Annotated in this window: 28 protein-coding genes and 1 pseudogene; 16 read left to right on the top strand and 13 right to left on the bottom strand. The window is 71.6% G+C overall.

The window, feature by feature from the left end; all coding sequences use genetic code 11:
* Nucleotides 1–51: 51 nt before the first annotated feature.
* The gene (locus tag ACWD5Q_RS29885; RefSeq protein WP_311698178.1) at nucleotides 52–168 is read right to left on the bottom strand and encodes an SGM_5486 family transporter-associated protein; all 117 of its coding nucleotides are present in this window, start codon (nucleotides 166–168) and stop codon (nucleotides 52–54) included.
* A 100-nt stretch (nucleotides 169–268) separates the two neighbouring features.
* The gene (locus ACWD5Q_RS29880) at nucleotides 269–1,615 is read right to left on the bottom strand and encodes a CynX/NimT family MFS transporter (RefSeq protein WP_451430183.1); all 1,347 of its coding nucleotides are present in this window, start codon (nucleotides 1,613–1,615) and stop codon (nucleotides 269–271) included.
* Nucleotides 1,616–1,718: 103 nt separating this feature from the next.
* Between ACWD5Q_RS29880 and ACWD5Q_RS29875 the strand changes: the two genes are divergently transcribed.
* Nucleotides 1,719–2,408, top strand: coding sequence for a FadR/GntR family transcriptional regulator (locus tag ACWD5Q_RS29875; RefSeq protein ID WP_451430182.1), 690 nt, complete (start codon nucleotides 1,719–1,721; stop codon nucleotides 2,406–2,408).
* Nucleotides 2,409–2,619: 211 nt separating this feature from the next.
* Here ACWD5Q_RS29875 and fabI read toward each other — a convergent pair whose 3' ends face one another.
* From fabI to ACWD5Q_RS29855, 4 genes are all read right to left on the bottom strand, one after another.
* Nucleotides 2,620–3,387, bottom strand: a complete 768-nt coding sequence (fabI, locus tag ACWD5Q_RS29870; protein WP_451430181.1) for an enoyl-ACP reductase FabI — start codon at nucleotides 3,385–3,387, stop codon at nucleotides 2,620–2,622.
* A gap of 5 nt (nucleotides 3,388–3,392) precedes the next feature.
* The gene (gene fabG / locus ACWD5Q_RS29865) at nucleotides 3,393–4,097 is read right to left on the bottom strand and encodes a 3-oxoacyl-[acyl-carrier-protein] reductase (RefSeq protein ID WP_451430180.1); all 705 of its coding nucleotides are present in this window, start codon (nucleotides 4,095–4,097) and stop codon (nucleotides 3,393–3,395) included.
* 214 nt (nucleotides 4,098–4,311) lie between these two features.
* Nucleotides 4,312–4,479, bottom strand: a complete 168-nt coding sequence (locus ACWD5Q_RS29860; protein ID WP_451430179.1) for a hypothetical protein — start codon at nucleotides 4,477–4,479, stop codon at nucleotides 4,312–4,314.
* Between the two features lie 9 nt (nucleotides 4,480–4,488).
* Nucleotides 4,489–4,935, bottom strand: a complete 447-nt coding sequence (locus tag ACWD5Q_RS29855) for an ATP-binding protein (protein WP_451430178.1) — start codon at nucleotides 4,933–4,935, stop codon at nucleotides 4,489–4,491.
* Nucleotides 4,936–5,104: 169 nt separating this feature from the next.
* On the opposite strand from ACWD5Q_RS29855, the gene ACWD5Q_RS29850 reads away from it, so the two are divergent.
* The 7 genes from ACWD5Q_RS29850 (at nucleotide 5,105) to tyrS (ending at nucleotide 11,058) form a co-directional block, all read left to right on the top strand.
* Entirely contained in the window at nucleotides 5,105–5,956 is an 852-nt protein-coding gene (locus ACWD5Q_RS29850) for a helix-turn-helix domain-containing protein (protein WP_451430177.1), read from the top strand.
* A complete protein-coding gene (locus ACWD5Q_RS29845) occupies nucleotides 5,953–6,159 on the top strand; it encodes a DUF397 domain-containing protein (RefSeq protein WP_451430176.1) in 207 nt (68 codons plus the stop codon). The genes ACWD5Q_RS29850 and ACWD5Q_RS29845 overlap by 4 nt, the downstream gene beginning before the upstream one ends.
* Nucleotides 6,156–6,368, top strand: coding sequence for a DUF397 domain-containing protein (locus ACWD5Q_RS29840; RefSeq protein WP_451430175.1), 213 nt, complete (start codon nucleotides 6,156–6,158; stop codon nucleotides 6,366–6,368). Before ACWD5Q_RS29845 ends, ACWD5Q_RS29840 begins: the two co-directional genes overlap by 4 nt.
* The gene (locus tag ACWD5Q_RS29835) at nucleotides 6,365–6,559 is read left to right on the top strand and encodes a DUF397 domain-containing protein (RefSeq protein WP_451430174.1); all 195 of its coding nucleotides are present in this window, start codon (nucleotides 6,365–6,367) and stop codon (nucleotides 6,557–6,559) included. Before ACWD5Q_RS29840 ends, ACWD5Q_RS29835 begins: the two co-directional genes overlap by 4 nt.
* A gap of 248 nt (nucleotides 6,560–6,807) precedes the next feature.
* A complete protein-coding gene (locus ACWD5Q_RS29830) occupies nucleotides 6,808–8,331 on the top strand; it encodes a TldD/PmbA family protein (RefSeq protein WP_451430173.1) in 1,524 nt (507 codons plus the stop codon).
* Nucleotides 8,328–9,722 carry a metallopeptidase TldD-related protein gene (locus ACWD5Q_RS29825; RefSeq protein WP_451430172.1) on the top strand — a complete coding sequence of 465 codons (1,395 nt, stop codon included), beginning with the start codon at nucleotides 8,328–8,330 and terminating at the stop codon, nucleotides 9,720–9,722. The genes ACWD5Q_RS29830 and ACWD5Q_RS29825 overlap by 4 nt, the downstream gene beginning before the upstream one ends.
* Nucleotides 9,723–9,789: 67 nt before the next feature.
* Nucleotides 9,790–11,058 carry a tyrosine--tRNA ligase gene (gene tyrS, locus ACWD5Q_RS29820; RefSeq protein ID WP_451430171.1) on the top strand — a complete coding sequence of 423 codons (1,269 nt, stop codon included), beginning with the start codon at nucleotides 9,790–9,792 and terminating at the stop codon, nucleotides 11,056–11,058.
* Between the two features lie 103 nt (nucleotides 11,059–11,161).
* On the opposite strand, the gene ACWD5Q_RS29815 is transcribed toward tyrS, so the two are convergent.
* Complete coding sequence (locus ACWD5Q_RS29815; protein WP_451430170.1) at nucleotides 11,162–11,440, bottom strand: GlsB/YeaQ/YmgE family stress response membrane protein; 279 nt, start codon at nucleotides 11,438–11,440, stop codon at nucleotides 11,162–11,164.
* 245 nt (nucleotides 11,441–11,685) lie between these two features.
* Here ACWD5Q_RS29815 and ACWD5Q_RS29810 point away from each other — a divergent pair, with 245 nt between their 5' ends.
* Both ACWD5Q_RS29810 and ACWD5Q_RS29805 read left to right on the top strand, forming a co-directional pair.
* On the top strand, nucleotides 11,686–12,069 hold the full coding sequence (locus ACWD5Q_RS29810; RefSeq protein ID WP_451430169.1) for a DUF3099 domain-containing protein: 384 nt from the start codon (nucleotides 11,686–11,688) through the stop codon (nucleotides 12,067–12,069).
* 252 nt (nucleotides 12,070–12,321) lie between these two features.
* On the top strand, nucleotides 12,322–12,558 hold the full coding sequence (locus tag ACWD5Q_RS29805; protein WP_451430202.1) for a hypothetical protein: 237 nt from the start codon (nucleotides 12,322–12,324) through the stop codon (nucleotides 12,556–12,558).
* Nucleotide 12,559: 1 nt separating this feature from the next.
* Here the strand turns inward: ACWD5Q_RS29805 and moaA are convergent, their stop codons facing one another.
* The 3 genes from moaA to ACWD5Q_RS29790 all read right to left on the bottom strand — a co-directional run bounded on the left by moaA (nucleotide 12,560) and on the right by ACWD5Q_RS29790 (nucleotide 15,675).
* The gene (moaA, locus tag ACWD5Q_RS29800; protein ID WP_451430168.1) at nucleotides 12,560–13,549 is read right to left on the bottom strand and encodes a GTP 3',8-cyclase MoaA; all 990 of its coding nucleotides are present in this window, start codon (nucleotides 13,547–13,549) and stop codon (nucleotides 12,560–12,562) included.
* Between the two features lie 153 nt (nucleotides 13,550–13,702).
* Complete coding sequence (locus tag ACWD5Q_RS29795; RefSeq protein ID WP_451430167.1) at nucleotides 13,703–15,322, bottom strand: solute symporter family protein; 1,620 nt, start codon at nucleotides 15,320–15,322, stop codon at nucleotides 13,703–13,705.
* Nucleotides 15,319–15,675 carry a DUF485 domain-containing protein gene (locus ACWD5Q_RS29790; protein ID WP_451430166.1) on the bottom strand — a complete coding sequence of 119 codons (357 nt, stop codon included), beginning with the start codon at nucleotides 15,673–15,675 and terminating at the stop codon, nucleotides 15,319–15,321. Before ACWD5Q_RS29790 ends, ACWD5Q_RS29795 begins: the two co-directional genes overlap by 4 nt.
* Nucleotides 15,676–15,974: 299 nt before the next feature.
* Between ACWD5Q_RS29790 and ACWD5Q_RS29785 the strand changes: the two genes are divergently transcribed.
* Both ACWD5Q_RS29785 and ACWD5Q_RS29780 read left to right on the top strand, forming a co-directional pair.
* Complete coding sequence (locus ACWD5Q_RS29785; protein WP_451430165.1) at nucleotides 15,975–17,504, top strand: S8 family peptidase; 1,530 nt, start codon at nucleotides 15,975–15,977, stop codon at nucleotides 17,502–17,504.
* A gap of 129 nt (nucleotides 17,505–17,633) precedes the next feature.
* Nucleotides 17,634–19,052: a CoA transferase gene (locus ACWD5Q_RS29780; RefSeq protein WP_451430164.1), complete on the top strand. Its 1,419-nt coding sequence runs from the start codon at nucleotides 17,634–17,636 to the stop codon at nucleotides 19,050–19,052.
* Nucleotides 19,053–19,243: 191 nt separating this feature from the next.
* On the opposite strand, the gene ACWD5Q_RS29775 is transcribed toward ACWD5Q_RS29780, so the two are convergent.
* Both ACWD5Q_RS29775 and ACWD5Q_RS29770 read right to left on the bottom strand, forming a co-directional pair.
* Nucleotides 19,244–20,290, bottom strand: a complete 1,047-nt coding sequence (locus tag ACWD5Q_RS29775; protein ID WP_451430163.1) for a zinc-dependent alcohol dehydrogenase family protein — start codon at nucleotides 20,288–20,290, stop codon at nucleotides 19,244–19,246.
* Nucleotides 20,291–20,453: 163 nt separating this feature from the next.
* Nucleotides 20,454–21,194 carry a VIT1/CCC1 transporter family protein gene (locus tag ACWD5Q_RS29770; RefSeq protein WP_451430162.1) on the bottom strand — a complete coding sequence of 247 codons (741 nt, stop codon included), beginning with the start codon at nucleotides 21,192–21,194 and terminating at the stop codon, nucleotides 20,454–20,456.
* A gap of 374 nt (nucleotides 21,195–21,568) precedes the next feature.
* On the opposite strand from ACWD5Q_RS29770, the gene ACWD5Q_RS29765 reads away from it, so the two are divergent.
* From ACWD5Q_RS29765 to ACWD5Q_RS29750, 4 genes are all read left to right on the top strand, one after another.
* Complete coding sequence (locus ACWD5Q_RS29765) at nucleotides 21,569–22,618, top strand: DEDDh family exonuclease (RefSeq protein WP_451430161.1); 1,050 nt, start codon at nucleotides 21,569–21,571, stop codon at nucleotides 22,616–22,618.
* 93 nt (nucleotides 22,619–22,711) lie between these two features.
* Nucleotides 22,712–22,945 (top strand): hypothetical protein, encoded by a 234-nt coding sequence (locus ACWD5Q_RS29760; RefSeq protein WP_451430160.1) that lies wholly within the window; start codon nucleotides 22,712–22,714, stop codon nucleotides 22,943–22,945.
* A gap of 47 nt (nucleotides 22,946–22,992) precedes the next feature.
* Entirely contained in the window at nucleotides 22,993–23,781 is a 789-nt protein-coding gene (locus ACWD5Q_RS29755) for an SURF1 family cytochrome oxidase biogenesis protein (RefSeq protein ID WP_451430159.1), read from the top strand.
* Nucleotides 23,782–23,961: 180 nt separating this feature from the next.
* Nucleotides 23,962–24,717: an SDR family oxidoreductase gene (locus ACWD5Q_RS29750; protein ID WP_451430158.1), complete on the top strand. Its 756-nt coding sequence runs from the start codon at nucleotides 23,962–23,964 to the stop codon at nucleotides 24,715–24,717.
* A 93-nt stretch (nucleotides 24,718–24,810) separates the two neighbouring features.
* Here the strand turns inward: ACWD5Q_RS29750 and ACWD5Q_RS29745 are convergent.
* Nucleotides 24,811–24,888, bottom strand: a pseudogene (locus ACWD5Q_RS29745) (NADH-quinone oxidoreductase subunit C); the annotation flags it as partial.

Below are 24,888 nucleotides of genomic sequence, written 5' to 3'. Positions count from 1 at the left end.
CCTAGGGGATGCGGGGGACAGCCCCACCCCGGGAGCTCGGGGCATCCTCCGTCAGGGTGAGGCGATCGTGGCGATGATCGCGATGATCACGAAGATGGCGAAGAACGCGCCGAAGACGAGCAGCATCTTCTTCTGGCCGTTCTGGGGATTCGGGTCGAGCACGGGCATGGGCTCAGTTTCGCACTCCTCCCCCGGCCCGCCTCCGGCGGGGTGGCCGCCGACCGGCGGACCGCACCCGCCCGGGTCATCGCGGACACACCGGACTCCCTCAGCGCACCGCCTCGTCCTCCACGGTCCGGTCGCGGCCCGCCAGGACGCCCACCGCTACCTGCGGGACCATCAGCGCGGCCATGAGGGCGAGCGGCAGGCCCCAGCCGCCGCTGTGCTGGTAGAGGACGCCCACCAGCAGCGGCCCCGGGATCGACAGCAGATAGCCGGTGCTCTGCGCGAACGCCGACAGTCGGACCACGCCCGCGCTCGTGCGAGCCCGCATGCCCACCATGGTCAGGGCCAGGGGGAAGGCGCAGTTGGAGATCCCGAGGAGCAGCGCCCAGGCCCAGGCGCCGGCCGCCGGAGCCCAGTACAGGCCCGCGTACCCGGCGAGACCGCAGATGCCGAGCACGACCGCGATCGGCCCCTGGTGCGGCAGCCGGATGGCCAGCCGCGGGATGACGAAAGCGAGGGGCACGCCCATCACCATGGTGACGGCCAGCAGCACTCCGGCCGTGCCCGCGGACACCCCGGCGTCCCGGAAGATCTGCGGCATCCAGCCCATCGTGATGTAGGCGGCCGTGGCCTGGAGCCCGAAGAAGACGGCCAGTGCCCATGCGGTACGGCTCCGGATGATCCGCAGCCCGTCGGACTCGCCCCGGCCGGACCCGCCCCGGTCGGCGTCGGCGTCGGCGACGGGGGCGCTCTCCGCGGGACCGGCACCACGCGCGCGGACGAACGGAATCCACGGCAGGACGGCCGCCGCCGACAGTACCGCCCAGATCGCGAGACCCGACTGCCAGCCACCGCCCAGGACGTCGGTCATGGGGACCGTGGCCGCCGCGGCGAGGGACGTGCCGAGGGCGAGCGCCATCGAGTACAGGCCGGTCATCGAGCCCACCCGGTCCGGGAACCAGTGCTTGACGATCACCGGCATCAGGACGTTGCTGACGGCGATGCCCATCAGGGCGAGCGCGCTGGCCGTCAGGAAGCCCGCAGTGCTCCCGGCGTAGGGGCGGATCACGAGCCCGGCGGTGATCGCGGCCATTCCGGCGCAGACCACGGCGCCCGCGCCGAAGCGACGGGCCAGCCGGGGGGCCATGACGCCGAAGACGGCGAAGCACAGCGGAGGTACGGAGGTCAGCAGTCCGGCGAGGCTGCCGCTCATACCGAGCCCGTCGCGCACCTCTTCCAGGAGGGCGCCGAAGCTGGTGATGGCGGGCCGCAGGTTGAGCGCGGCGAGGAGGATGCCGGCGACCAGCACACGCGACGTCCACGCGCGCGTGCCGGCCGCCTCGCTCTCGGTCCGCGCGAGCGCGCTGTCGTGTCCGGTGGAGGAGCCGCGGACCGGTGTGGCCGTGGGTGTCGGTGCGGACGTCGCCGTCCCTGTCTCGTCGAAAGCCATAGCGCTCATCATAGAATCATGGGATGAATCGGGGTCCACTGCTTCCCTTGGGCTACGCTCCGGATTCTCCGGCCCCGCCACCAGGCCCGCACGAAGGACCGTCATGCCGCTGAGCCACCCCCGCCGATCCGCGCTGGCCGAACAGGTCATCGCCGAACTGCGGAACCAGATCACGTCGGGCGAATGGCCGGTGGGCGCCCGCATCCCGACCGAGACCGAGCTGGTCGACCAGCTCGGGGTCGCCCGCAACACGGTCCGCGAGGCCGTCCGCGCGCTGGCGCACAATGGTCTGCTGGACATCCGCCAGGGGTCGGGTACCTACGTGGCGGCGACCAGCGAGCTGGCGGGTGTGATGCACCGGCGGTTCGCGGACGCCGACCCGACCCATGTCGCCGAGCTGCGCTCGACCCTGGAGTCGGGTGCCGCCCGGGTGGCCGCCGAGCGGCGCACCGAGCGCGACCTCAAGCAGTTGGACGCGCTCCTGCTGCGCCGTGAGGAGGCCTGGGAGTCCGGGGACGCGGAGGCGTTCGTGACCGCCGACGCCACGTTCCACCTGGCCGTGGTGGCGGCGTCCCACAACGACGTCATGACGGCGATGTACGCGGACCTCGGCGAGGTGCTGCGGGACTGGCTGCGCGACGACGTCGGCGGGGAGCTGACGCCGGAGGTGTACATGGACCACTCGGGGCTCGTGGACGCGATCCGCGCGGGCGACGCGGCCGCGGCAGGCGCGGCGGCGGCGAGCTATCCGTTCATGTGCCGTCCGGGCCGTTCGCGGGGCACGGAGCGCTGACCGGGCTCACCCCAAGGCCCCGGACCCACGCCGAGCCGACCCGGCCCACCGGGCGGGGCCGGCCCACGCCGAGGCGCCGAACGGGCGGTGCCCCGCTCCCCGCGCGGAGCGCGGAAACGGGGCACCGACCTCGTACGACAGAGCCAAGGGTCGGATGGCCGAGAGCGCAAGCCCTCACGCCTCACGCCTCACGCCTCGCGCCCGTGGGCGCTCAGGCGCCGATGGCGTGCAGGCCGCCGTCCACGTGGATGATCTCGCCGGTGGTCTTCGGGAACCAGTCGCTCAGCAGGGCGACGATGCCCCGGCCGGCCGGCTCCGGGTCCTTCAGGTCCCACTCCAGCGGGGAGCGGGTGTCCCACACGGCGGCCAGGTCGCTGAAGCCCGGGATGGACTTGGCGGCCATGGAGCCGAGGGGGCCCGCGGAGATGAGGTTGCAGCGGATGTTCTGCTTGCCCAGGTCACGAGCGATGTAGCGGCTGGTGGCCTCCAGGGCCGCCTTGGCCGGGCCCATCCAGTCGTACTGCGGCCAGGCGAACTGCGCGTCGAAGGTGAGGCCGACCACCGAGCCGCCGTTCTGCATCAGCGGCAGGCAGGCCATGGTCAGCGACTTCAGGGAGTACGCCGAGACGTGCATGGCGGTGGCCACGGACTCGAACGGCGTGTTCAGGAAGTTGCCGCCGAGGGCGTCCTGCGGCGCGAAGCCGATGGAGTGGACGACGCCGTCGAGGCCGCCCAGCTCCTCGCCGACGACGTCGGCCAGGCGGCCGAGGTGCTCGTCGTTGGTGACGTCGAGCTCGATGACCTTGGTGGGCTTGGGGAGCTTCTTGGCGATGCGCTCGGTCAGCGTGGGCCGCGGGAAGGCGGTCAGAATGATCTCGGCGCCCTGCTCCTGGGCCAGCTTGGCGGCGTGGAAGGCGATGGAGGACTCCATCAGCACACCGGAGATCAGGACGCGCTTGCCCTCGAGAATTCCGCTCATGGTGATCAGTGACCCATTCCCAGTCCGCCGTCAACGGGGATGACGGCTCCAGTGATGTACGAGGCGTCGTCGGAGGCGAGGAACCGCACCGCCGCGGCGATATCTTCCGGCTGCGCGTAGCGGCCGAGCGGCACCTGCGACATGATGCCCTCGCGCTGCTCGTCGGTGAGCGCCTTGGTCATGTCGGTGTCGACGAAGCCGGGGGCGACGACGTTGAAGGTGATGTTGCGCGAGCCCAGCTCACGGGCGAGGGAGCGCGCGAAGCCGACCAGGCCGGCCTTGGAGGCGGCGTAGTTCGCCTGCCCGGCGGACCCGAGCAGCCCCACGACCGACGAGATGAGGACGACGCGGCCCTTCTTGGCGCGCAGCATGCCGCGGTTGGCGCGCTTGACGACGCGGAAGGTGCCGGTGAGGTTGGTGTCGATGACCGAGGTGAAGTCCTCCTCGGACATGCGCATCAGAAGCTGGTCCTTGGTGACGCCGGCGTTGGCGACGAGGACCTCGACCGGGCCGTGCTCGGCCTCGATCTCCTTGTAGGCCTGCTCCACCTGCTCGGTGTCGGTGATGTCGCACTTGACCGCGAGGAAGCCGGCCGGCGGCTCGCCCGAGCGGTACGTGATCGCGACCTTGTCGCCGGCGTCGGCGAACGCGCGGGCGATGGCGAGGCCGATGCCCCGGTTGCCTCCAGTGACGAGAACCGAGCGGCTCAACGGATCACCCTTTCGATAGCGGTCTGGAACCCCTGCACAGACAGGCGCCTTCGCTCAGAAACCTATCGGTCCGGGCTGCCGCGCGGACGATCGGGCACCGACAGTGGCGTAGGGGGCTGACTGTTGGATCCCTACAGTCGAGGCACCTGGGTCACTCCGCCGTGCCGGGAGCGTGAGCCTCCGGTCCGGTCTCCCGTGCGGCGTTCCCTGTAGATCAACGGTCGTCCTCCTCGCGCTCGGCGAGAAGCAGCTCAACCGGGTCGGGGCCGCCCGCGGGCAGCTCGTAGCGCGGCAGGCGGTCGACGTCGGAGGTGGTGGCCGCCTTGAGCCGGATCTCGCCCTGGGCCACGAGATCGGAGGAGCGGGCCGTCGGCACAGCCACCCGCGGGCTTCAGGACGTGGGCAGGGCGCACTCCGCCCACACGGTCTTGCCCGGCCCCTCGCGCTCGTCGACGCCCCAGCGCGCGGCGAGGGCAGCCACGAGGAGCAGCCCCCTGCCGCCGTCCGCGTCCGCGGGGTCCGGGACCGACCCGGGCGGCTTCGGGCGGCCCGGGTGGGTGTCGGACACCTCGACGCGTACGACACCGGCGGCGCGGTCGCAGCGCAGCCGCAGTTCGAAGTCCCGCCCGGGAACGCGGCCGTGCAGGACGGCGTTGGCGCTGAGTTCGGCGACGACGAGGGCGACCGTCTCGGAGGCCGGGCTGCCGTACGGCACACCCCAGACGTCGAGTCGGTGCGCGGCCAGTCTGCGGGCGAGCCTCGCTCCGCGCCGGGTGGCGGAGAGCCGCTGGGCGAACACACGTACGGTAACGGCCTCTTGGGCGTGTGGTGCGGGCATGCGGCCAGCGTTCCGGCTCGTCAGACCCCGCCAACAGGCACGACACCCATACAGGCGTGCCTGTACCAGTGCACACTCTGGACTGGGTGAGTAACTCGGCGTGACGCTGGGCGGGTTGGGCGGGTTGAGCGGGGACCGGCGAGAACGTGAGCACGGGAGGCGCGCGGCGATGACGGCGGAACATGGTGGAGGCGGCAGCACGAACACTGAAGCCGAACTCTCCGACAGTCTCAAGACCTTCGGCGCGGTTTTGAAGGCGCTGCGGGAGGAGTCCGGGCTGACTCAGGAGGAGTTCGCGGTGCGGGTGCGGTACTCGGCCGCGTATGTCGCGAAGATCGAGCAGGGGAAGCGGTTCCCGCCGGCGGATCTGCCCGCGCGGGCGGAGGAGACGCTGGGGCCGGTCGCGCTCAAGGTGCTCACAGCGGCGGCGAGGAGCCTGACCAGGAAGGCGGGGCTGGCTTCGTGGTTCCGGCAGTGGGCGGGCATCGAGGAGGAGGCGATCTCCTTGTACGCGTACGAGTGCCGGGCTGTTCCGGGCTTGTTGCAGCCGGAGGGGTACATGCGGGCGATCTTTGACCGGCGGTTGCCTCCGGTGACGGAAGAGCAGCTCGAACGTGAGGTCGCCGCTCGGCTGGACCGCCAACAGCTCATCGCGCAGAGGCCGAACACTGCGTTCACTTTCGTCATCGAACAGTGTGTCTTGGAGCGGCGCTTGGGGGGTGCCGATGTCACCCGACATGTCATCGATCACCTTCTGGATGTCGGTGCCTGTCGCAATGTCGAGGTTCAGATCATGCCCACCCAGCAAGAGGACCACTGTGGTGTCGATGGTCAGATGTACCTTGCCGAGACACCCGGTCACCAGTGGATCGGCTACACCGAGGGACAGCGGTCGAGCACCCTGATCTCCGCTCCCAAAGACGTCAGCGTGCTGCTCCAGCGCTATGGCAAGCTGCGTTCACAGGCCCTGGACTGCCGGGCTACCGTGAAGTTGCTGCAACAGATGCGAGGAGCGCTATGAGCACTGAACTGACCTGGTTCAAGAGCAGCTACAGCGGTAGCGAGGGCGACAACTGCGTCGAGGTCGCCGTCTGCCCCGAGGCAGTCCACATCCGCGACTCCAAGGACAAGGGGATCCGTCCTCTCGTCGTCACGCCCCGCACCTGGACGGCGTTCACCGCACTCGCGGCAGGGTCATCGCTGGACGCGCGAGGAGCGCTATGAGCACCACCCCTGAGCTGAGCTGGTTCAAGAGCCGCTACAGCGGCGGAGACGGGGACAACTGCGTCGAGGTCGCCGTGCGCCCCGAGGCCGTCCGCGTCCGCGACTCCAAGGACAAAGGGATCCGCCCTCTCGTCGTCACGCCGACCGCCTGGGCAGCGTTCACGGTACTCGCGACGGGCTCGTCGCTGGACGCGCGAGGAGCGCTATGAGCACCGAACTGGCCTGGTTCAAGAGCAGCTACAGCGGTAGCGGCGGCGACAACTGCGTCGAGGTCGCCGTGCGCCCCGAGGCCGTCCTCGTCCGTGACTCCAAGGACAAAGGGGTCCGCCCTCTCGTCGTCACGCCCCGCACCTGGACGGCATTCACCGCACTCGCGGCAGGGTCATCGCTGGACGACTGAGTACACGTCGTACGCCATGACAGAGGCGGGCGCCGGAGTTGTTCCGGCGCCCGCCCACTGCGTCGTGCCTCGTCGGCAGGTACACAGGACGCGGAAGGCGTCGCCGGCGGTGTCGGCGGTGTCGTCCTCGTCATCCTCGTGGTACGCCGTGCCGCCGTCGCGAGCGCGGCGTGTTTGACTTCCGTATCGGTGAGTCGGATGTCCGAACACAACGGACCTGATGGTCACAGCGAAGGGAAACCCCACCCGTGCCCCGTGAAATCGATCAGACGTTCCTGGCGCTTCCCCTGCGGGCCCTGGCCGACGCCGCGCTGGCACGCGCGCGGGCGCTGGGGGCCGAACACGCGGACTTCCGCTTCGAACGAGTACGCAGCGCCGGATGGCGGTTGCGCGACGGCAAGCCCGCCGGGTCGTCGGACACGACCGACCTGGGGTACGCGGTGCGGGTCGTGCACGGCGGGACCTGGGGGTTCGCCTCGGGTGTCGATCTGACGCTGGACGCCGCCGCCAAGGTCGCGTCGCAGGCGGTGGCGCTGGCGAAGCTGTCCGCGCAGGTGATCAAGGCCGCCGGGTCGCAGGAGCGGGTGGAGATCGCCGGCGAGCCGGTGCACACGGAGCGGACCTGGGTCTCGTCGTACGAGATCGATCCGTTCACCGTGCCCGACGTGCACAAGACGGAGCTGCTGGCCGACTGGAGCGCGCGGCTGCTCGCGGCCGACGGTGTCGACCACGTGGACGCCTCGCTGCTGACCGTCCACGAGAACAAGTTCTATGCCGATACCGCGGGGACCGTGACGACCCAGCAGCGCGTGCGGCTGCACCCGCAACTCACCGCGGTCTCGGTCGACGAGTCCACCGGCGAGTTCGACTCGATGCGCACCCTCGCACCGCCGGCCGGCCGCGGCTGGGAGTACCTGATGGGCACCGGCTGGGACTGGGCGGCGGAGCTGGCGGAGCTGCCGGAGCTGCTCGCCGAGAAGATGCGCGCGCCGAGCGTGGAGGCGGGGGCGTACGACCTGGTCGTCGACCCGTCCAACCTGTGGCTGACCATTCACGAGTCCGTCGGTCACGCCACCGAGCTGGACCGGGCGCTCGGCTACGAGGCCGCGTACGCCGGCACGTCCTTCGCCACCTTCGACCAGCTCGGCACGCTGCGGTACGGCTCGAAGCTGATGAACGTCACCGGCGACCGTACCGCCGAGCACGGCCTCGCGACGATCGGCTACGACGACGAGGGCGTCGAGGCCCAGTCCTGGGACCTGGTCAGGGACGGCACGCTGGTCGGCTACCAGCTCGACCGGCGCATGGCCCGGCTGACCGGGTTCGAGCGGTCCAACGGATGCGCCTACGCCGACTCGCCCGCGCACGTTCCCGTGCAGCGGATGGCCAATGTGTCGCTCCGGCCGGCTCCGGCCGGGCCCTCGACCGAGGACCTGATCGGCGGCGTGGACCGCGGCATCTACGTCGTCGGGGACCGCTCCTGGTCCATCGACATGCAGCGCTACAACTTCCAGTTCACGGGTCAGCGGGCCTACATGATCCGGAACGGCCGCCTTGAGGGGCAGGTCCGGGACTTCGCGTATCAGGGGGTCACGCCCCGGTTCTGGGGCTCCATGGAGGCCCTCGGAGGCCCCCAGACCTACGTACTGGGAGGGGCTTTCAACTGCGGCAAGGCCCAGCCGGGCCAGGTCGCCGCGGTCTCGCACGGATGCCCGTCCGCCCTGTTCCGGGGAGTCACCATTCTCAACACCACGCAGGAGGCCGGTCGATGAGCGCCCGTACGAACAAGCCGCACGAGATCGTCGAGCGCGCCCTCGCGATGTCCCGCGCGGACGGGTGCGTCGTCATCGCCGACGAGCACTCCACGGCCAACCTCCGCTGGGCGGGCAACGCGCTGACCACGAACGGGGTCACGCGCGGGCGCACCCTCACCGTCGTGGCGACCGTCGACGGCGCGCAGGGCACGGCGTCCGGGGTCGTCTCCCGCTCGGCCGTCACCACGGACGAGCTGGAGCCGCTGGTCCGGGCCGCGGAGGCCGCCGCGCGTGGCGCGGGCCCCGCCGAGGACGCGCAGCCGCTGGTGACGGGGGTGCCGCAGTCCCCGGACTTCACTCAAGCGCCGGTGGAGACCTCCTCCGCCGTGTTCACGGACTTCGCGCCGGCGCTCGGCGAGTCGTTCGCACGCGCGCGTGCGGGCGGCCGTGACCTGTACGGCTTCGCCAACCACGAACTCGTCTCGACGTACGTCGGTACGTCGACCGGGCTGCGGCTGCGCCACGACCAGCCGAACGGCACGCTGGAGCTCAACGCCAAGTCCCCGGACCACACGCGCTCGGCGTGGGCGGGACGTTCGACGCGGGACTTCAAGGACGTCGACCCGGCGGCGCTGGACGCCGAACTGGCGCAGCGGCTGGCCTGGGCGGAGCGCAGGGTCGAGCTGCCCGCGGGCCGGTACGAGACGCTGCTGCCGCCGACCGCGGTCGCGGACCTGCTGATCTACCAGATGTGGTCGTCGACGGCCCGGGACGCGGCCGAGGGCCGCACGGTCTTCAGCAGGCCCGGCGGCGGCACGCGCCTCGGCGAGCGGCTCTCCGGGCTGCCGCTGACGCTGCGCAGCGACCCGCACGAGCCCGGCCTGGAGGCGGCGCCGTTCGTGATCGCGCACGCCTCCGGCGACGACGCGTCGGTGTTCGACAACGGGCTGCCGCTCAAGGCGACCGAGTGGATCGGCGACGGGGAGCTGCGGCATCTGACGACCACCCGGCACAGTGCGGCCCTCACCGGCGTTCCGCTGGCTCCGTCGATCGGGAACCTGATCCTTGACGGCGGCGCCGACCGGTCCCTGGAGGAGATGGTCGCGGACACCGGGCGCGGGCTGCTGCTGACCTGTCTCTGGTACATCCGCGAGGTCGACCCGGCGACGCTGCTGCTGACCGGCCTGACCCGGGACGGCGTCTATCTCGTGGAGAACGGCGAGGTCACCGGGGAGGTCAACAACTTCCGGTTCAACGAGTCGCCGGTCGACCTGCTCGGCCGCGCCACGGAGGCCGGGCGCACGGAAAAGACGCTGCCGAGGGAGTGGAGCGACTGGTTCACTAGGGCTGCGATGCCGGCCCTGCGGGTGCCGGACTTCAATATGAGCTCTGTCAGCCAGGGCGTATAACCTCGTAGCCGGTGGTCGTGCGACCGCCCCGAAGTCATCCAAGGTCATCCAAGGAGATACGAGAACCGTGACGGACATCGTCGACGAGCTGAAGTGGCGCGGGCTGATCGCCCTCTCCACGGACGAGGACGCATTGCGCAAGGCGTTCGCGGACGGTCCCGTCACGTTCTATTGCGGCTTCGACCCGACCGCGCCCAGCCTGCACCTCGGCAACCTCGTGCAGATCCTCACGATGCGCCGGATCCAGCAGGCGGGCAACCGTCCGCTGGGCCTGGTCGGGGGTGCCACGGGCCTGATCGGCGACCCGAAGCCGACCTCGGAGCGCACGCTGAACGACCCCGAGGTGGTGGCCGGCTGGGTGGCACGGCTGCGCGGCCAGATCGAGAGGTTCCTCGACTTCGAGGGGCCGAACGCCGCGACCATGGTCAACAACCTGGACTGGACCCAGGGCCTGTCGGCCATCGGCTTCCTGCGGGACATCGGCAAGCACTTCCGGGTCAACAAGATGATCTCGAAGGAGGCCGTCTCCCGGCGGCTGCACTCGGACGCGGGTATCAGCTACACCGAGTTCAGCTACCAGATCCTGCAGGGCATGGACTTCCTGGAGCTGTACCGGAGGTACGGCTGCACGCTGCAGACCGGCGGCAGCGACCAGTGGGGCAATCTCACGGCGGGCGCGGACCTGATCCACAAGGTGGAGCCGCATGCCGCGGTGCACGCGCTGGCCACGCCGCTGATCACCAAGGCGGACGGCACCAAGTTCGGCAAGACGGAGTCCGGCACGGTCTGGCTCGACCCGGAGCTGACCACGCCGTACGCCTTCTACCAGTTCTGGCTGAACGCCGACGACCGTGACATCTCGAAGTTCCTGCGCATCTTCAGTTTCAGGTCCCGCGAGGAGATCGAGGAGCTGGAGCAGCAGACCGAGGAGCGTCCGCAGGCCCGCGCCGCGCAGCGCGCGCTCGCCGAGGAGCTGACGACGCTGGTGCACGGCGCCGAGCAGACGGCCGCCGTGATCGCCGCGTCCAAGGCTCTCTTCGGCCAGGGCGAGCTGGCTGACCTCGATGCGAAGACGCTGGCCGCGGCCCTCTCCGAGGTGCCGAACGTCCAGGTCTCCGCGTTGCAGCCGGTCGTGGACCTGTTCGCCGAGGTCGGTCTCGTGCCCAGCAAGTCGGCCGCGCGCCGCACGGTGAAGGAGGGCGGGGCCTACGTGAACAACGCGAAGATCACCGCCGAGGACGCCGTGCCCGCCCGGGAGGACCTGCTGCACGGGCGCTGGCTGGTGCTGCGCCGCGGGAAGAAGAACCTGGCCGCGGTCGAGGTCGCGACCGGCTGAGACACACTCGCGCGCCACGGGCCCGGCGCGCGGTCACGGCCGCGAAGGGGGGCGTTCCGTCGAGGAACGCCCCCCTTCCCCGTGCCGTCAGGTCCCCGTGCCGTCAGGCCCTCTCCCTGCGCCGGCCTTTGGTGGACATGTACACCGTCTCGCCGAGGAAGACGAGGACGACCGCTGCGGCGAGCTGAAGACCGTGACGGCCCCAGTCGATGCCCCGGGTCTCCGCGATCCCGATGGCGCGGGCGATGGCGTTGCCGACGATGCCGCCGATCATGCCCATGATCGTGGTCAGCCAGAGCGGGCTGTGCTGTTTGCCCGGCAGGATGAGCTTGGCCAGCAGACCCAGCACGAATCCGACGATGATCGCCCACAACCAGCCCATGACTGCCTCCTCGTACGGCTCGACGCGAGCGGTAGGCCCAGTCTCGGGCCGTCCGCGATACGGCGCATGTCGGGTGCGGCCGTACGCGCGCGTGTGCCGCGCATACGTCCGGGCAGGGGTGCCCCGGTCTCGTAGCAGACGCAGGCGCGGCGTAACGTGGTGAGTGTTCGGGCTCGGCCCCTGACCGGGTATGGAGCAGGTGTGCGGGCCGGGGAGAGTCCGAGTCAGGCGGGTGGTGGAATGTGATGCGGAAGCTGCACAGCGGCGAGCAGGCCCAGGTGTTCCGGATCACGGGCGCCCGGCAGGGGCTGGCGGCGGACGTACGCGGCCGGCAGCGTCGCTATGTCATTTCCATGAGCATCCGTACGGTTGCGGTGATCCTCGCCGCCACGCTCTGGAACGTCGAGCGGCCGGTCGCCGTCATCGCGCTGGTCCTGGGGGCGGTCCTGCCCTATGTCGCGGTGGTCATCGCGAACGCGGGCCGGGAGAACGTGCCGTCGCTGCCGTCGTCGTTCCTCAATGTCCCGGTGCGCCCGATGATCACGCCGCCCGGCTCGGACGCGCCCACGGAATCCGTTCCGGAAGACGGGCCGGCGCGCGACCGGGAGGAACCGCGCGAGCGGGCCTGAGCACGACGGGCCGCCGGAACCGGAATCCGGCTTCCCGTGAACCTCAAGAAAACCTCAGGACAATCATGTTGTTCCGGTGCCGGTCACCGGGTCACCCGTGACATACTTCGTACGCGCTCCGCATCCCCCGTCGGAGCGAAAGACCGACGCCGGGCAGCTCCCCCCGTGGCTGCTCGGCGTCGCCTTTTGGCGCTGTCGCGTGGCGACCGGTTCGTGGGGCACGGGCGGGGGCACGCTAGGGTCGGGCCTGTGATGCTCCCTGACCCCGATACGCCGATCTGCTCCGCCAAGGGCTGCCGTGCCGCCGCCGTGTGGGTGCTCGCCTGGAACAACCCCAAGCTGCACACGCCGGAGCGCCGCAAGACCTGGCTGGCGTGCGAGGAGCACCGCGAGTACCTGGCGAAGTTCCTGAGCGTACGAGGGTTTCTGAAGGACGTCGTGCCGCTGGCGGAGTGGGAGTCCCCCGAGGCGGGCCCGTCGGCGGAGTGACTCAGCCGCCGATCGCGGACATCGGCCGCTCCGGCTGCAGGAAGGAGGGGTCGTCCAGTCCCGAGCCCGCCTTCTTGCCCCATGTCGCGAGGCGCCAGATCCGGGCGATCTCCTCGTCGGGGGCGCCGGAGCGCAGCGCCCCGCGCAGGTCGGTCTCCTCGGTGGCGAACAGGCAGGTGCGTATCTGGCCGTCGGCCGTCAGCCTCGTGCGGTCGCAGGCCGCGCAGAAGGGGCGGGTGACCGAGGCGATCACGCCGACACGGTGCGGGCCGCCGTCGACGATCCAGCGCTCGGCGGGGGCCGCGCCGCGCTCCTCGGCGTCCTCGGCGGTCAGCTCGAAGCGGGTGCGCAGCGAGGCGAGGATGTCCCCCGCGGTGACCATGCCCTCGCGCTTCCAGCCGTGCTGGGCGTCCAGGGGCATCTGCTCGATGAAGCGCAGCTCGTAGCCATGGCGGATCGCCCAGGCGAGGAGGTCCGGGGCCTCGTCCTCGTTGAGCCCCGGTATCAGGACGGAGTTGACCTTGACCGGGGCGAGGTCCGCCTCGTGCGCGGCCCGGAGGCCGTCGAGGACGTCCCGGTGGCGGTCCCGGCGGGTGAGCGCCTTGAAGACCTCGGGGCGCAGGGTGTCCAGCGAGACGTTCACCCGGTCCAGGCCCGCCGCCTTCAGGGCCGTGGCCGTGCGCTTGAGGCCGATGCCGTTGGTGGTGAGGGACATCTGGGGGCGGGGGGTCAGCGCGGCGACCCGCTCCACGATGCCGACCAGGCCCGGCCGCAGCAGCGGCTCGCCCCCGGTGAACCGGACCTCCTCGATCCCGAGGGAGGTGACCGCGATCTCGATCAGGCGGACGATCTCGTCGTCCGTCAGCAGGTCGGGCTTGGCGAGCCACTGCAGGCCCTCCTCGGGCATGCAGTACGTGCACCGCAGATTGCACCGGTCGGTCAGCGAGACCCTCAGGTCGGTGGCCACCCGGCCGTAGGTGTCGATGAGCACGCCGGCCCCCTCCCTCGTGGTGGATCATTCTCCCGTCGTCTTGAGCCTACGTGAGGGCGCTGACATCGGCAGCGAACGGATCCCACGACGTGCGCGACGGCCGCATCGTAGATCCCTACGGGGTTCTCCGCGACGCGGCCGTCGGCGGGACGGTCAGTGCGCCCCGGTGCCGGTCAGGGACCGTACCTCCAGCTCCGCGTACTTGCCGGCATCCGGCTGCTCCTTGGACAGCAGCGTGCCGAGCCAGCCCAGCAGGAAGCCGACCGGGATGGAGATGATGCCGGGGTTCTCCAGCGGGAACCACTGGAAGTCGGCGTGCGGGAACATCGACGTCTCCTTTCCGGAGACCACCGGCGAGAACAGCACGAGGCCGACGGCGGTCACCAGGCCGCCGTAGATCGACCACAGGGCGCCGGAGGTGGTGAACCGCTTCCAGAAGAGGCTGTAGAGGATCGTCGGCAGGTTGGCGGAGGCGGCGACCGCGAAGGCGAGGGCGACCAGGCCCGCCACGTTCAGGTCCCGTGCGAGGGCTCCCAGGACGATGGAGACGGCGCCGATGCCGACCGTCGCCCAGCGGGCCGCGCGCATCTCCTGCCGCTCGCTCGCCCGCCCCTTCTTGATGACGTTCGCGTAGATGTCGTGCGCGAACGACGAGGACGAGGCGAGGGTCAGGCCCGCGACCACCGCGAGGATCGTGGCGAAGGCGACCGCCGAGATGGAGGCCAGCAGGATCGCGCCCGCGCTGGAGTCGACGCCTCCCAGATGGAGGGCGAGCAGGGGCGCGGCGGTGTTGCCCGCCTTGTTGGAGGCGATGATCTCGTCGGGTTTGATCAGGGCGGCGGCGCCGAAGCCGAGGGCGAGGGTCATCAGATAGAAGACGCCGATGAGGCCGATCGCCCAGTTCACCGACTTCCGGGCGGCCTTGGCGGTGGGCACCGTGTAGAAGCGGATCAGGATGTGCGGCAGGCCCGCGGTGCCGAGCACCAGGGCGAGGCCGAGGGAGAGGAAGTCCAGCTTGCTGGTGCCGGTGGCGCCGTACTTCAGTCCGGGCTCCAGGAAGGCCGCCCCCTTGCCGCTGTTGGTCGCGGCCCTGCCGAGCAGGTCCGACACGTTGAAGTGGAACTTCAGCAGCACCAGGAAGGTCAGCAGCAGGGCGCCCGCGATCAGCAGGACGGCCTTGACCATCTGCACCCAGGTGGTGCCCTTCATGCCGCCGATGGTGACGTACACGATCATCAGGACACCGACGAGGGCGACGATGCCGACCTTGCCTCCGTCGCTGGTGATGCCGAGGAGCAGGGAGACCAGGACGCCGGCTCCCGCCATCTGGGCCAGCAGATAGAAGATCGACACCACGATCGTGGAGGTGCCGGCGGCGGTGCGCACCGGGCGCTGGCGCATGCGGTAGGCCAGGACGTCGCCCATGGTGTACCGGCCGGAGTTGCGCAGCGGCTCGGCGACCAGCAGCAGGGCCACCAGCCAGGCGACCAGGAAGCCGATGGAGTACAGGAAGCCGTCGTAGCCGAAGAGGGCGATGGCACCCGCGATGCCGAGGAAGGACGCGGCGGACATGTAGTCGCCGGAGACCGCGAGTCCGTTCTGGAAGGCGGTGAACTGGCGGCCGCCCGCGTAGAAGTCGGCGGCGCTGCGGGTCTGGCGGCCCGCCCAGACGGTGATGACGAGGGTCGCCAGGACGAACACCGCGAACAGGGTGATGATCAGCGGCCGGTGCTTGCTCGCCTCACCGGCGGCCAGGACGACGACGGGGCTCATGCGCCGCCCTCCATCCGGGACTTGATGGCCTCGGCCTTGGGGTCGAGCTGGGCGGCGGCGTGGCGCGAGTACCACCACGCGATCAGGAACGTGGTGAGGAACTGGGCGAGGCCGAGCACCAGGGCGACGTTGACGTTGCCGAAGAGCTTGGTGCCCATGAACCCGTCCGCGTAGTTCGACAGCAGGACGTAGACCAGGTACCAGGCGATGAACGCCACGGTCAGCGGGAAGGCGAACGAGCGGTGGGAGCGGCGCAGTTCACCGAACTCGGCGCTCTCCTGGACCGCGATGAACTCGTCGGTGGGCGGAAGACCTGTTCCGGTCTGGGAGGGGGGAGGTGCGTCGGTGGCCACGATGTCTCCTCGCATTGCGAACCTCATAGTGATGCAGATCACATCACCGGGTGCGACGCTAGCGCTCCGGTGGGTGATCCGACAGGGGGCAGGCGACCGCCGTGGTGCCCCTGCCCGAGGTCACGGCGCACATCATGGACCGGTTCAACTCTCTTGGTTTCTTTTTTACGTGGTCTCCGCAATCTCATTGCCTACCGGACGGAGGGGCGGATAGCGTCGCCCCGCACCACCCGTCATGTACCTGCCGGTATGGCACCACATTCCGGCTTGTTCACGTTTCCAGATGTTATGGAGATCCCATGGCTCATCTGCGTTCCAGACGTCGGCTCGCCCTCGCCGTGCCGGTCGTGCTGTCGCTCACCGCATCGCTGGGCTTCCTGCAGAGCACCGCGTCGGCCGCCCCGCGCACCGACCCCGTGATACGGACCGCCGATGGGCCCGAACTCGCCTACGTCGTCAACACCCGGACGGACCGTCACACGCTCGCCTCGGTGCAGCGGGCGATCACCGCGGCCGGCGGCACGATAGTGGTGACGTACGACCGGATCGGTGTGATCGTCGTCCACTCCGCGAACCCCGACTTCGCCAAGACGCTCCGCGGCGTCCACGGGGTGCAGTCCGCGGGCGCGACCCGGACCGCCCCGCTGACCGCGGCGGGCACGACGGACGAGGGCGCGGCGCAGTACCTGACGAAGGCGCAGGCGGCGAAGGTCACGAACGCCTCGGCGACCGCGGGCGAGAGCGAGCCCCTCGAGGCCGATCAGTGGGATCTGCGCGCCATCGGGGCCGACCAGGCCGCGAAGATCAACCCCGGCAGCCGGAACGTCACGGTCGCCGTCATCGACACCGGGGTCGACGACACCCACCCGGACCTCGCCCCGAACTTCTCGGCGTCGCAGTCCGCGAACTGCGTCGGCGGCAAGGCGGACACCTCCTACGGCGCCTGGCGGCCCGCGAACCCCGATCACTACCACGGCACACACGTCGCCGGTGAGATCGCGGCGGCCCGCAACGGCATCGGGGTCGCCGGGGTCGCGCCGAACGTCAAGGTCTCCGCGATCAAGGTGGCCGACCCGGTCAGCGAGCTGTTCTACCCCGAGAGCGTCGTCTGCGCGTTCGTGTTCGCCGCCGACCACGGCGTGGAGATCACGAACAACAGCTACTACGTGGACCCGTGGCTGTACAACTGCATGGACGACCCGGACCAGCGGGCGATCGTCGACGCGGTCGACCGGGCCCAGCAGTACGCCCAGCGCAAGGGCACCCTCAGCGTCGCCTCCGCGGGCAACTCGGGCGACGACCTCGACTCCCGCTCCCTGGTCGACGCCTCCAGCCCCGACGACTCCACCGCGACGACCCGCACGGTCGACCCGCACGAGTGCTTCGATGTGCCGACCCAGCTGCCGGGTGTGGTCACGGTCAGCGCGACGGGTGTCACGAAGGCCAAGTCGTACTACTCCAGTTACGGCGACGGCGTGATCGACGTGGCGGCGCCCGGCGGTGACAAGTACCAGATCCCGGACACGCCGTCGAAGAACGGCCGCATCCTCTCCACCATGCCGGGCGGCCAGTACGGCTTCCTGCAAGGCACCTCGATGGCGTCGCCGCACGTCGCGGGCGTGGCCGCGCTGCTGAAGTCGGCGCATCCGCACGCGACTCCGGCCCAGCTCCAGGCGCTGCTCAAGGCGCAGGCGGACAACCCGGGCTGCCCGGCCGGCCCCTACGACGGCAACGGCGACGGGGTCGTGGACGCCACCTGCGTGGGCGGCAAGCGCGTGAACGGGTTCTACGGCTTCGGCATCGTCAACGCACTGCGCGCGGTCAAGTAGCCGGCCGCCCCACTTCATTCAGGAGGTCGCGGGCGTCCGGGCTGCTGACGGGCAGGTCCCAGGGGAGCCGCCGCACTGGGCCTGCCCGCCCCCTTGGCCATGATCCAGTACACCCGACATAGTGCCCCCATGACCGATACGGACGTGGCATGGGCGGCGCTGGACGGGGACCCCGCACTGGTGCGCAGGATCTCGAACGTCATACGGGAGGGGACGCTGACCTCGCGGCTGCCGGTACGGGAGGTGGCGCGGGCCTGTGTCGGGGTCTGCGCGCTGGCCGCCGCCGAGTGGGGCGCACGACGCGCCGGGCTGCCGGCCGTGCCCGAGGTCAGGGTGGACGACGGGGCCGTGGCCACCGCCTTCCACAGCGAGCGGCACCTGCGGGTCGACGGCCGGGAACCGGTCAACTTCGCCCCGCTGTCCCGGTTCTGGCACGCGGCGGACGGCTGGGTGCGCGTGCACGCGAACTATCCGCATCACCGCGAGCGGCTGCTCGGCGCTCTCGGACTGGCGGCGGACGCGTCCGTGGACACCGTGGCTGCCGCGGTCGCCGAGCGGTCGGCCGTCGAGGTGGAGGACAGCGTGTACGCGGCCGGGGGGCTCGCGGTGGCGTTGCGCACGCCCGGGGAGTGGGCGGCGCACGAGCAGGGGCGTGCGGTGGCCGAGCATCCGCTGGTGGGCCGCGAGCGGCTCGACCAGGCGCCCGTACGCCCGCTCGTCCCGCTCGTACGCTCCGCCGGGAAGCCGCTGCTGCCCGCCGCGGGTCTGCGGGTGCTGGACCTCACCCGGGTCATCGCGGGCCCGGTGGCCACCCGCACACTGGCGCTGCTCGGCGCGGACGTGCTGCGGATCGACAGCCCGCGCCTGCCGGAACTCCCCGATCACCATGCCGACATGGACTTCGGGAAGCGGTCCGCGGTCCTCGACCTGGCGGCGCCCGCGGACCGGCGGGACTTCGAGGAACTGCTGGCGGAGGCCGACGTGGTCGTCACGGGCTACCGGCCCGGCGCGCTCGACCGCTGGGGGCTCGCCCCGGAGCGGCTTGCCGAGCGACGGCCCGGACTGGTGGTGGCGCAGTTGTCGGCGTGGGGTGCCTACGGGCCCTGGAGCGGGCGGCGGGGCTTCGACAGCCTGGTACAGGTCGCCACCGGGATCGCGGTGACCGAGGGGTCGGTGCAGCGGCCCGGGGCCCTGCCCGCGCAGGCGCTGGATCACGGCACGGGGTATCTGCTGGCCGCGGCGGTTCTGCGGTCCCTCACGGAGCAGACGGATCAGGGCGGTACCCGGGTCGTACGGCTGGCACTCGCACGGACGGCGGCCTGGCTGACGGACGGGACGGACCGGGGAACCGAGCGCGCCGGAGCGGTGGACCCGGCCGCGTACGACGGTCCGGAGCCCTGGCTCGGGGAGACCGGCAGCGGACTGGGGCGGCTGCGGTACGCCCTGCCGCCGGTACGTTTCACGGACGGACCCTCCGACTGGGCACGACCGCCCGGGTGCTGGGGCCAGGACCCGGCCCGGTGGGCCACGGCGTCGCCGCAAGGCTGAACGGACCGTAGGCGCCGAGCGCGCGGCCTTGACCGCGCGGCACGCACCCGACCCGACCTGACCCGACTGCGGCACGCACCCGCCCCAGCTCGGCGTCGCCGCCCCCGCGCGTGGAGGTGGTGGCGCCGAGCCCGGTCGTCGGGGTGCCCGCACCGCCGACGGCGCTGCCGCCGCCGGTCCGCCGGTCGTGATCAGCCGCCCATGACCATGACCTTGAGGGCCGTGCGGTCGTCCATCGCCTTGTAGCCCTCGGGCACCCCCTCCAGGTCGACCGTCCGGTCGAAGACCGGCGAGGGGTCGATGGTGCCGTCGAGGACGTCGGGCAGCAGCTCGGGGATGTACGCGCGCACCGGCGCGACGCCGCCGCGCAGGGCGAGGTTCCGGTCGAACATGACGCCCAGGTCGAGTCCGCTGCCGCTGCCGTGCGGGACGCCGACATAGCCGATGGCGCCGCCGTCGCGGGCGATGTTCACGGCGGTACGCATCGACTGCTCGGTGCCGACGGCCTCGACGACGGCGTGCGCGCCCTGACCGCGGGTCAGTTCCCGGACGGCTTCCACGGCGTCGTCGCCGCGCTCGGCGACGACGTCGGTGGCGCCGAAGCGACGGGCGATGTCCGTGCGGACCTCGTGGCGTCCCATGGCGATGATCCGCTCGGCGCCGAGCCGCTTGGCGGCCAGCACGGCGCACAGTCCGACGGCCCCGTCGCCGACCACGGCGACCGTGGCGCCCGGGCGGGCGCCGGCGCCGAGGGCGGCGTGGTGCCCGGTGCCCATGACGTCGGAGAGCGTCAGCAGCGCGGACAGCAGACGGCCGTCGGAGGCGGCCTCCTTGGGCAGCCGGACGAGGGTGCCGTCGGCGAAGGGCACGCGCACGGCCTCGCCCTGGCCGCCGTCGTACCCGACCGAGCCCCAGAAGCCGCCGTGCTCGCAGGAGGTGGTGAGGCCCTCACGGCAGTAGTCGCAGACGCCGTCGGACCACATGAAGGGCGCGACGACGAGGTCGCCGCGCCGGACGCCGGTGACGTCGGAGCCGGTCTCCTCCACGAATCCGAGGAACTCGTGCCCGATCCGCTGTCCCGGCTGCCGGGACGCCTCACCGCGATAGGCCCACAGGTCGCTGCCGCATATACAGGCCCGCAGCACGCGGACGACCGCGTCGGTGGGCAACTGCACCACGGGCTCGGGCACGTCCTCCACCCGCATGTCGTAGGGGGCGTGGATGGTGGTGGCGCGCATGGCGGATTCCTTCTCGTGCGATCGTCTCGGGGTGCGCTCAGCGGTGGTCGAGCGCACTTCACGGTACGTCGTCACCGTCCCCCGTCGCGCGTCGAGTGCGTTCCGGGTACGGCGCCGTCGCACGGCGGCGTACGGACCCGGTGCGGGGCGCGGAACTCGACCCTCACACCCCCGCGGCCCCCAGCAGCGCCCCCGCCGCGTAGGTGACCCCCATCGCCAGCGCCCCGCCCGCCACGTTCCGCAGCACCGCGCGGCCCCGCTTCGCCGCGCCCAGGCCGGCGCTGGCCCAGCCGGTGACGACCAGGGCGGCCAGGACGGACAGGACCGTCACCGGGAGCCGCCAGGCCGTGGGCGGCAGCACGATGGCGAGCAGCGGCAGCAGCGCGCCCACCGTGAAGGCGAGGAAGCTGGCCCATGCCGCGTGCCAGGGGTTCGCCAGCTCGTCGGGGTTGATCCCCAGCTCCACGCCCGCGTGGGCGCGCAGCGCGTCCCGTTCCGTCAGCTGGACGGCGGCCTCGCGGGCCACCTCCCGCGACAGGCCCCGGCGCTCCAGCAGTTCCGTCAGCTCCTCCAGCTCCGCCTCCGGCTGCTCCCTCAGCTCCCGCCGTTCCAGGGCCAGCGCCGCCTTCTCCGAGTCCCGCTGCGTCGACACGGACACGTACTCGCCCGCCGCCATCGACATGGAACCGGCGAGCAGACCCGCCAGACCCGCCGTCAGCAGCGTCCCGCGGTCGGTCGTGGCGCCCGCGACGCCGACGACGAGTCCCGCGGTGGAGACGATGCCGTCATTGGCGCCGAGGACCGCGGCCCGCAGCCAGTTCAACCGCGTGCCGAGCGCGCCTTCGTGGGCCTCATCGTGCGCCGGGCCGCTCGCGGGCGCTCCGCCGGATACCGCATCGTTCACGCCGGGAGGGTCTCATTTCGAGGAGGGAGGGACGGCAGACCACGCCGACCGGGGCGCAAAGAGGATTCCGGTGCCGTCAACACCGGCGCGTGGGGGTGACGGCCCCACAGACACGCTCGCCGGCGCCCTGTTCGCCGTCTGCGTAAGGGCGTTGGCCCAGCCGGGCGCTTCCTCGGACGGGGGACCCGCGGAGCCCGTGCGCGTCCGTCACAAAAGCCTCACCGAAGTGCAACCCGGGCGGCCGGCTGCGGACGTCCGTCACCTGGGGTGAACTCCGGGCAGACCGGACAGGGTTGGGCGCGCCCCCGCACGACGGGCCCGGCCGGCCCGGGCGGGCACGCCGTTGTCCGTCCCGGCCCGTATCCTCGGTGACCATGCTCGAAGACCGGACGACCGCAGCGTCCTCCCCCACAGCGTGGCCGGCCGCGTATCCGAAGGGATACGCGGTCGTTGACGTGGAGACCACCGGCCTGGCCCGGGACGACCGGATCATCTCCGCGGCCGTCTACCGGCTGGACGCGCGCGGCGAGGTCGAGGACCACTGGTACACGACGGTCAACCCGGAGCGTGACCCCGGCCCGGTGTGGATCCACGGACTGACGAGCGAGATGCTCGAAGGCTCCCCGCTCTTCGGGGACATCGCCGAGGAGTTCGCCTCCCGGCTGGCGGACCGGGTGCTGGTCGCGCACAACGCCGTCTTCGACTGGCAGATGATCGCGCGGGAGTACGCGCGTGCGCGGCGCGAGGCGCCGGTGCGCCAACGGCTGTGCACCATCGTGCTCTCCAAGGAACTGGGCCTCCCGCTGCCCAACCACAAGCTGGAGTCACTGGCGGCGCACTTCGGCGTCGTCCAGCGGCACGCACACCACGCGCTCGACGACGCGCGAGTGCTGGCGGAGGCGTTCCGGCCCAGCCTGCGGGCCGCGGCCGCGGCCGGTCTGCGGCTGCCGCTGCACGAGTGCCTGCCGCTGACCGAATGGGTGGACCGGCCCGCGCCGCGCATCGGACAGCAGCCGGGCGGCCACGGCGGCTACCGGCCCGGGAGCTGGCGCCCCTCCCGCAGAAGGCCCGCGTGCCCCTATCCCAACCCGGGGCGTTACGAAGAGGGCAAACGACTCAAGCAGGGCATGCGGGTCGCCTTCTCCGGGGACACGTCGGTCGACCGGGAGCTGCTGGAGGACCGGGCGACCGAGGCCGGCCTGCATGTCTCGACGAGCCTGTCCCGGCTGACGAGTCTGCTCGTCACCAACGATCCGGACGCGGGCACGTCCAAGGCGGTCAAGGCGCGGCAGTACGGCACGCCGGTGGTGGACGAGGCGGCGTTCGGCCAGCTGCTGCGGGACGTCGAGCCGGCGGCCGACAGGACGGGGTCCGCGGCGGGCGGCGCGAGGTCCGCCGCGGGACGCGGGGCCGGCGCCCGCTGACGGACGGACGGGCGATCGGCGTACGGGTGATTGCCCTGCGACTCGCCCGCCGCGCGCTCGCCCGGGTCGCGGCGACGGCCCACCCTGTGGCGCATGGCGAGATGTGAAGTGTGCGGCAATGACTACGGAATGACCTTCGAGGTGCACGCGCAGGGCCAGGTGCACGTCTTCGACTGTTTCTCCTGCGCGATCCACCGTATGGCGCCGATCTGCGAGCACTGTCGTGTTCAGATCATCGGTCAGGGTGTCGAGGCGGGGGGCCACTGGTACTGCGGAGCCCACTGCGCCCGCGCCGAGGGGAAGGCGGGAATCGTCGACCGGGTCTGAGACACCCCCGTGACGGTGCCCCACGTCCCGAGATGTACGGTCGTGGGGTGTACCGCTTCCTGTTGTCCCGGCAGTGGGTGATCCTCACCCTCGTCGCCGTCGCGCTCATCCCGACGATGATCGAGCTGGGCTTCTGGCAGCTGCACCGCCATGAGCACAAGGTCGCGCTGAACAAGGTGATCGGCGACTCGCTGGCGGCGACGCCGGTCCCGGTCGAATCGCTCACCTCGCCCGGGGCGAGGATCGCGCACCAGGACCTGTACCACCGGGTGACGGCCAAGGGCGCCTTCGACCCCGCCCACGAGGTCGTGGTGCGCCGCCGCACCAACGCCGACGGCGAGGTCGGCTACCACGTCCTGACCCCCTTCGTCCTCGACGACGGGAAGGTCCTGATGGTCAACCGGGGCTGGATCCCGGCGAACGGCGCGCAGACCGCCTTCCCCAGCATCCCCGCGCCCGCGCGGGGCGAGATCACCGTCACGGGCCGGCTGATGCCGGACGAGACGACGGCGGAGAGCGGCATCAAGAACGTACAGGGCCTGCCGGACCGGCAGGTCATGCTGATCAGCAGCGGGCAGCAGGCGCAGCGTCTGGGCAAGCAGGTCCTCGGCGGCTATATCGAGCTGACCTCACCCGCCCCGAAGGGCGGCAGCCCCGAGCTGCTGCCCGACCCCGAGCACAGCGACATCGGCCCGCACATGGCCTACGCCATCCAGTGGTGGCTGTTCTCGGCGGGCGTCCCCTTCGGCTGGTTCGTCCTGGCCCGCCGGGAGGCCCGCGACCGCGCCGGGACGACGAGCCGGCCGGCGGAAGAACCGGCACCGGCCACGGTCTGACCCCCGCCCAGCGCCTTTGGCGGCGACGTGGTGGGGTCGGCGGCGACACCGCCGGTGGGCGCGTGGCGCGTGGACGACTGGCGCGCGGGCGGCCCGGTGCCGTTACCGAGGCCGCCACCCGCACCCTGGAGGGGGGACCGCCCTCGCCCTCCGCGGGGACCGGGCGGCAGGATAAGGACCATGGATCTTGGACTGAAGGAACGGGTGTACGTCGTCACCGGTGGCACCCGCGGGCTGGGCAACGCGGCCGCGCGGGAACTCGTCGCCGACGGGGCGAAGGTGGTCGTCACGGGCCGTGACGAGCAGCGGGCCGCCGAGGCGGCGGCCGAGCTGGGCGAGAACGCGGTGGGGGTGGCCGTCGACAACGCCGACCCGGAGGCGCCGGCCCGGCTGATCTCCGTCGCGCGCGAGCGGTTCGGCGGCTTCGACGGCATCCTCATCAGCGTGGGCGGGCCGCCGCCCGGTCATCTCGCCGACAACACGGACGAGCAGTGGACGGCCGCCTTCGCGTCGGTGTTCCTGGGCGCGGTACGGCTGGCCCGCGCGGCCGCCGCCGAGCTGGCCGAGGGCGGTGTCATCGGATTCGTGCTGTCCGGCTCCGTGCACGAGCCGATCCCCGGCCTGACCATCTCCAACGGCCTGCGCCCCGGGCTCGCGGGTTTCGCCAAATCCCTCGCGAACGAGCTGGGCCCGCGCGGCATCCGGGTCGTCGCCCTGCTCCCGGCCCGGATCGACACCGACCGGGTGCGCGAGCTGGACGCGCTCTCGGCGGACCCGAAGGTGACGCGCGCCGCCAACGAGGCCCGGATCCCGCTGCGCCGCTACGGCGCCCCGGAGGAGTTCGGCCGCGCCGCCGCGTTCCTGCTGTCACCGGCGGCCTCGTATCTGACGGGCACCATGCTCCCGGTGGACGGCGGCTTCCGGCACGGCTTCTGACGCGGCCCGCCGCGCCGAGCACCGCGAACCACCGCGGGCACGCCGCCGGACACCGCGACCCGCCGCCCCTGCGCGCCGGCCCGGACCTTCCGACCGGCCGGCGTCGCCGAGGTAGTGCACTCCGCTCACGCCCGTGCACAGTTCGAAGCGGAGCGCCGGGTCGTCGCGGAG

Source organism: Streptomyces sp. NPDC002513 (assembly GCF_053595355.1).
Note: the sequence above shows the minus strand (reverse complement) of the source record. Positions and strands in the feature narration are given on the sequence as shown.

Coding starts and splice junctions, on each gene's coding strand:
- ACWD5Q_RS29885 (WP_311698178.1), bottom strand. CDS start 168: ATGCCCGTGCTCGACCCGAATCCCCAGAACGGCCAGAAGAAGATGCTG.
- ACWD5Q_RS29880 (WP_451430183.1), bottom strand. CDS start 1,615: ATGGCTTTCGACGAGACAGGGACGGCGACGTCCGCACCGACACCCACG.
- ACWD5Q_RS29875 (WP_451430182.1), top strand. CDS start 1,719: ATGCCGCTGAGCCACCCCCGCCGATCCGCGCTGGCCGAACAGGTCATC.
- fabI (WP_451430181.1), bottom strand. CDS start 3,387: ATGAGCGGAATTCTCGAGGGCAAGCGCGTCCTGATCTCCGGTGTGCTG.
- ACWD5Q_RS29855 (WP_451430178.1), bottom strand. CDS start 4,935: ATGCCCGCACCACACGCCCAAGAGGCCGTTACCGTACGTGTGTTCGCC.
- ACWD5Q_RS29850 (WP_451430177.1), top strand. CDS start 5,105: ATGACGGCGGAACATGGTGGAGGCGGCAGCACGAACACTGAAGCCGAA.
- ACWD5Q_RS29845 (WP_451430176.1), top strand. CDS start 5,953: ATGAGCACTGAACTGACCTGGTTCAAGAGCAGCTACAGCGGTAGCGAG.
- ACWD5Q_RS29840 (WP_451430175.1), top strand. CDS start 6,156: ATGAGCACCACCCCTGAGCTGAGCTGGTTCAAGAGCCGCTACAGCGGC.
- ACWD5Q_RS29835 (WP_451430174.1), top strand. CDS start 6,365: ATGAGCACCGAACTGGCCTGGTTCAAGAGCAGCTACAGCGGTAGCGGC.
- ACWD5Q_RS29825 (WP_451430172.1), top strand. CDS start 8,328: ATGAGCGCCCGTACGAACAAGCCGCACGAGATCGTCGAGCGCGCCCTC.
- ACWD5Q_RS29815 (WP_451430170.1), bottom strand. CDS start 11,440: ATGGGCTGGTTGTGGGCGATCATCGTCGGATTCGTGCTGGGTCTGCTG.
- ACWD5Q_RS29810 (WP_451430169.1), top strand. CDS start 11,686: ATGCGGAAGCTGCACAGCGGCGAGCAGGCCCAGGTGTTCCGGATCACG.
- ACWD5Q_RS29805 (WP_451430202.1), top strand. CDS start 12,322: ATGCTCCCTGACCCCGATACGCCGATCTGCTCCGCCAAGGGCTGCCGT.
- ACWD5Q_RS29795 (WP_451430167.1), bottom strand. CDS start 15,322: ATGAGCCCCGTCGTCGTCCTGGCCGCCGGTGAGGCGAGCAAGCACCGG.
- ACWD5Q_RS29785 (WP_451430165.1), top strand. CDS start 15,975: ATGGCTCATCTGCGTTCCAGACGTCGGCTCGCCCTCGCCGTGCCGGTC.
- ACWD5Q_RS29780 (WP_451430164.1), top strand. CDS start 17,634: ATGACCGATACGGACGTGGCATGGGCGGCGCTGGACGGGGACCCCGCA.
- ACWD5Q_RS29775 (WP_451430163.1), bottom strand. CDS start 20,290: ATGCGCGCCACCACCATCCACGCCCCCTACGACATGCGGGTGGAGGAC.
- ACWD5Q_RS29765 (WP_451430161.1), top strand. CDS start 21,569: ATGCTCGAAGACCGGACGACCGCAGCGTCCTCCCCCACAGCGTGGCCG.
- ACWD5Q_RS29760 (WP_451430160.1), top strand. CDS start 22,712: ATGGCGAGATGTGAAGTGTGCGGCAATGACTACGGAATGACCTTCGAG.
- ACWD5Q_RS29750 (WP_451430158.1), top strand. CDS start 23,962: ATGGATCTTGGACTGAAGGAACGGGTGTACGTCGTCACCGGTGGCACC.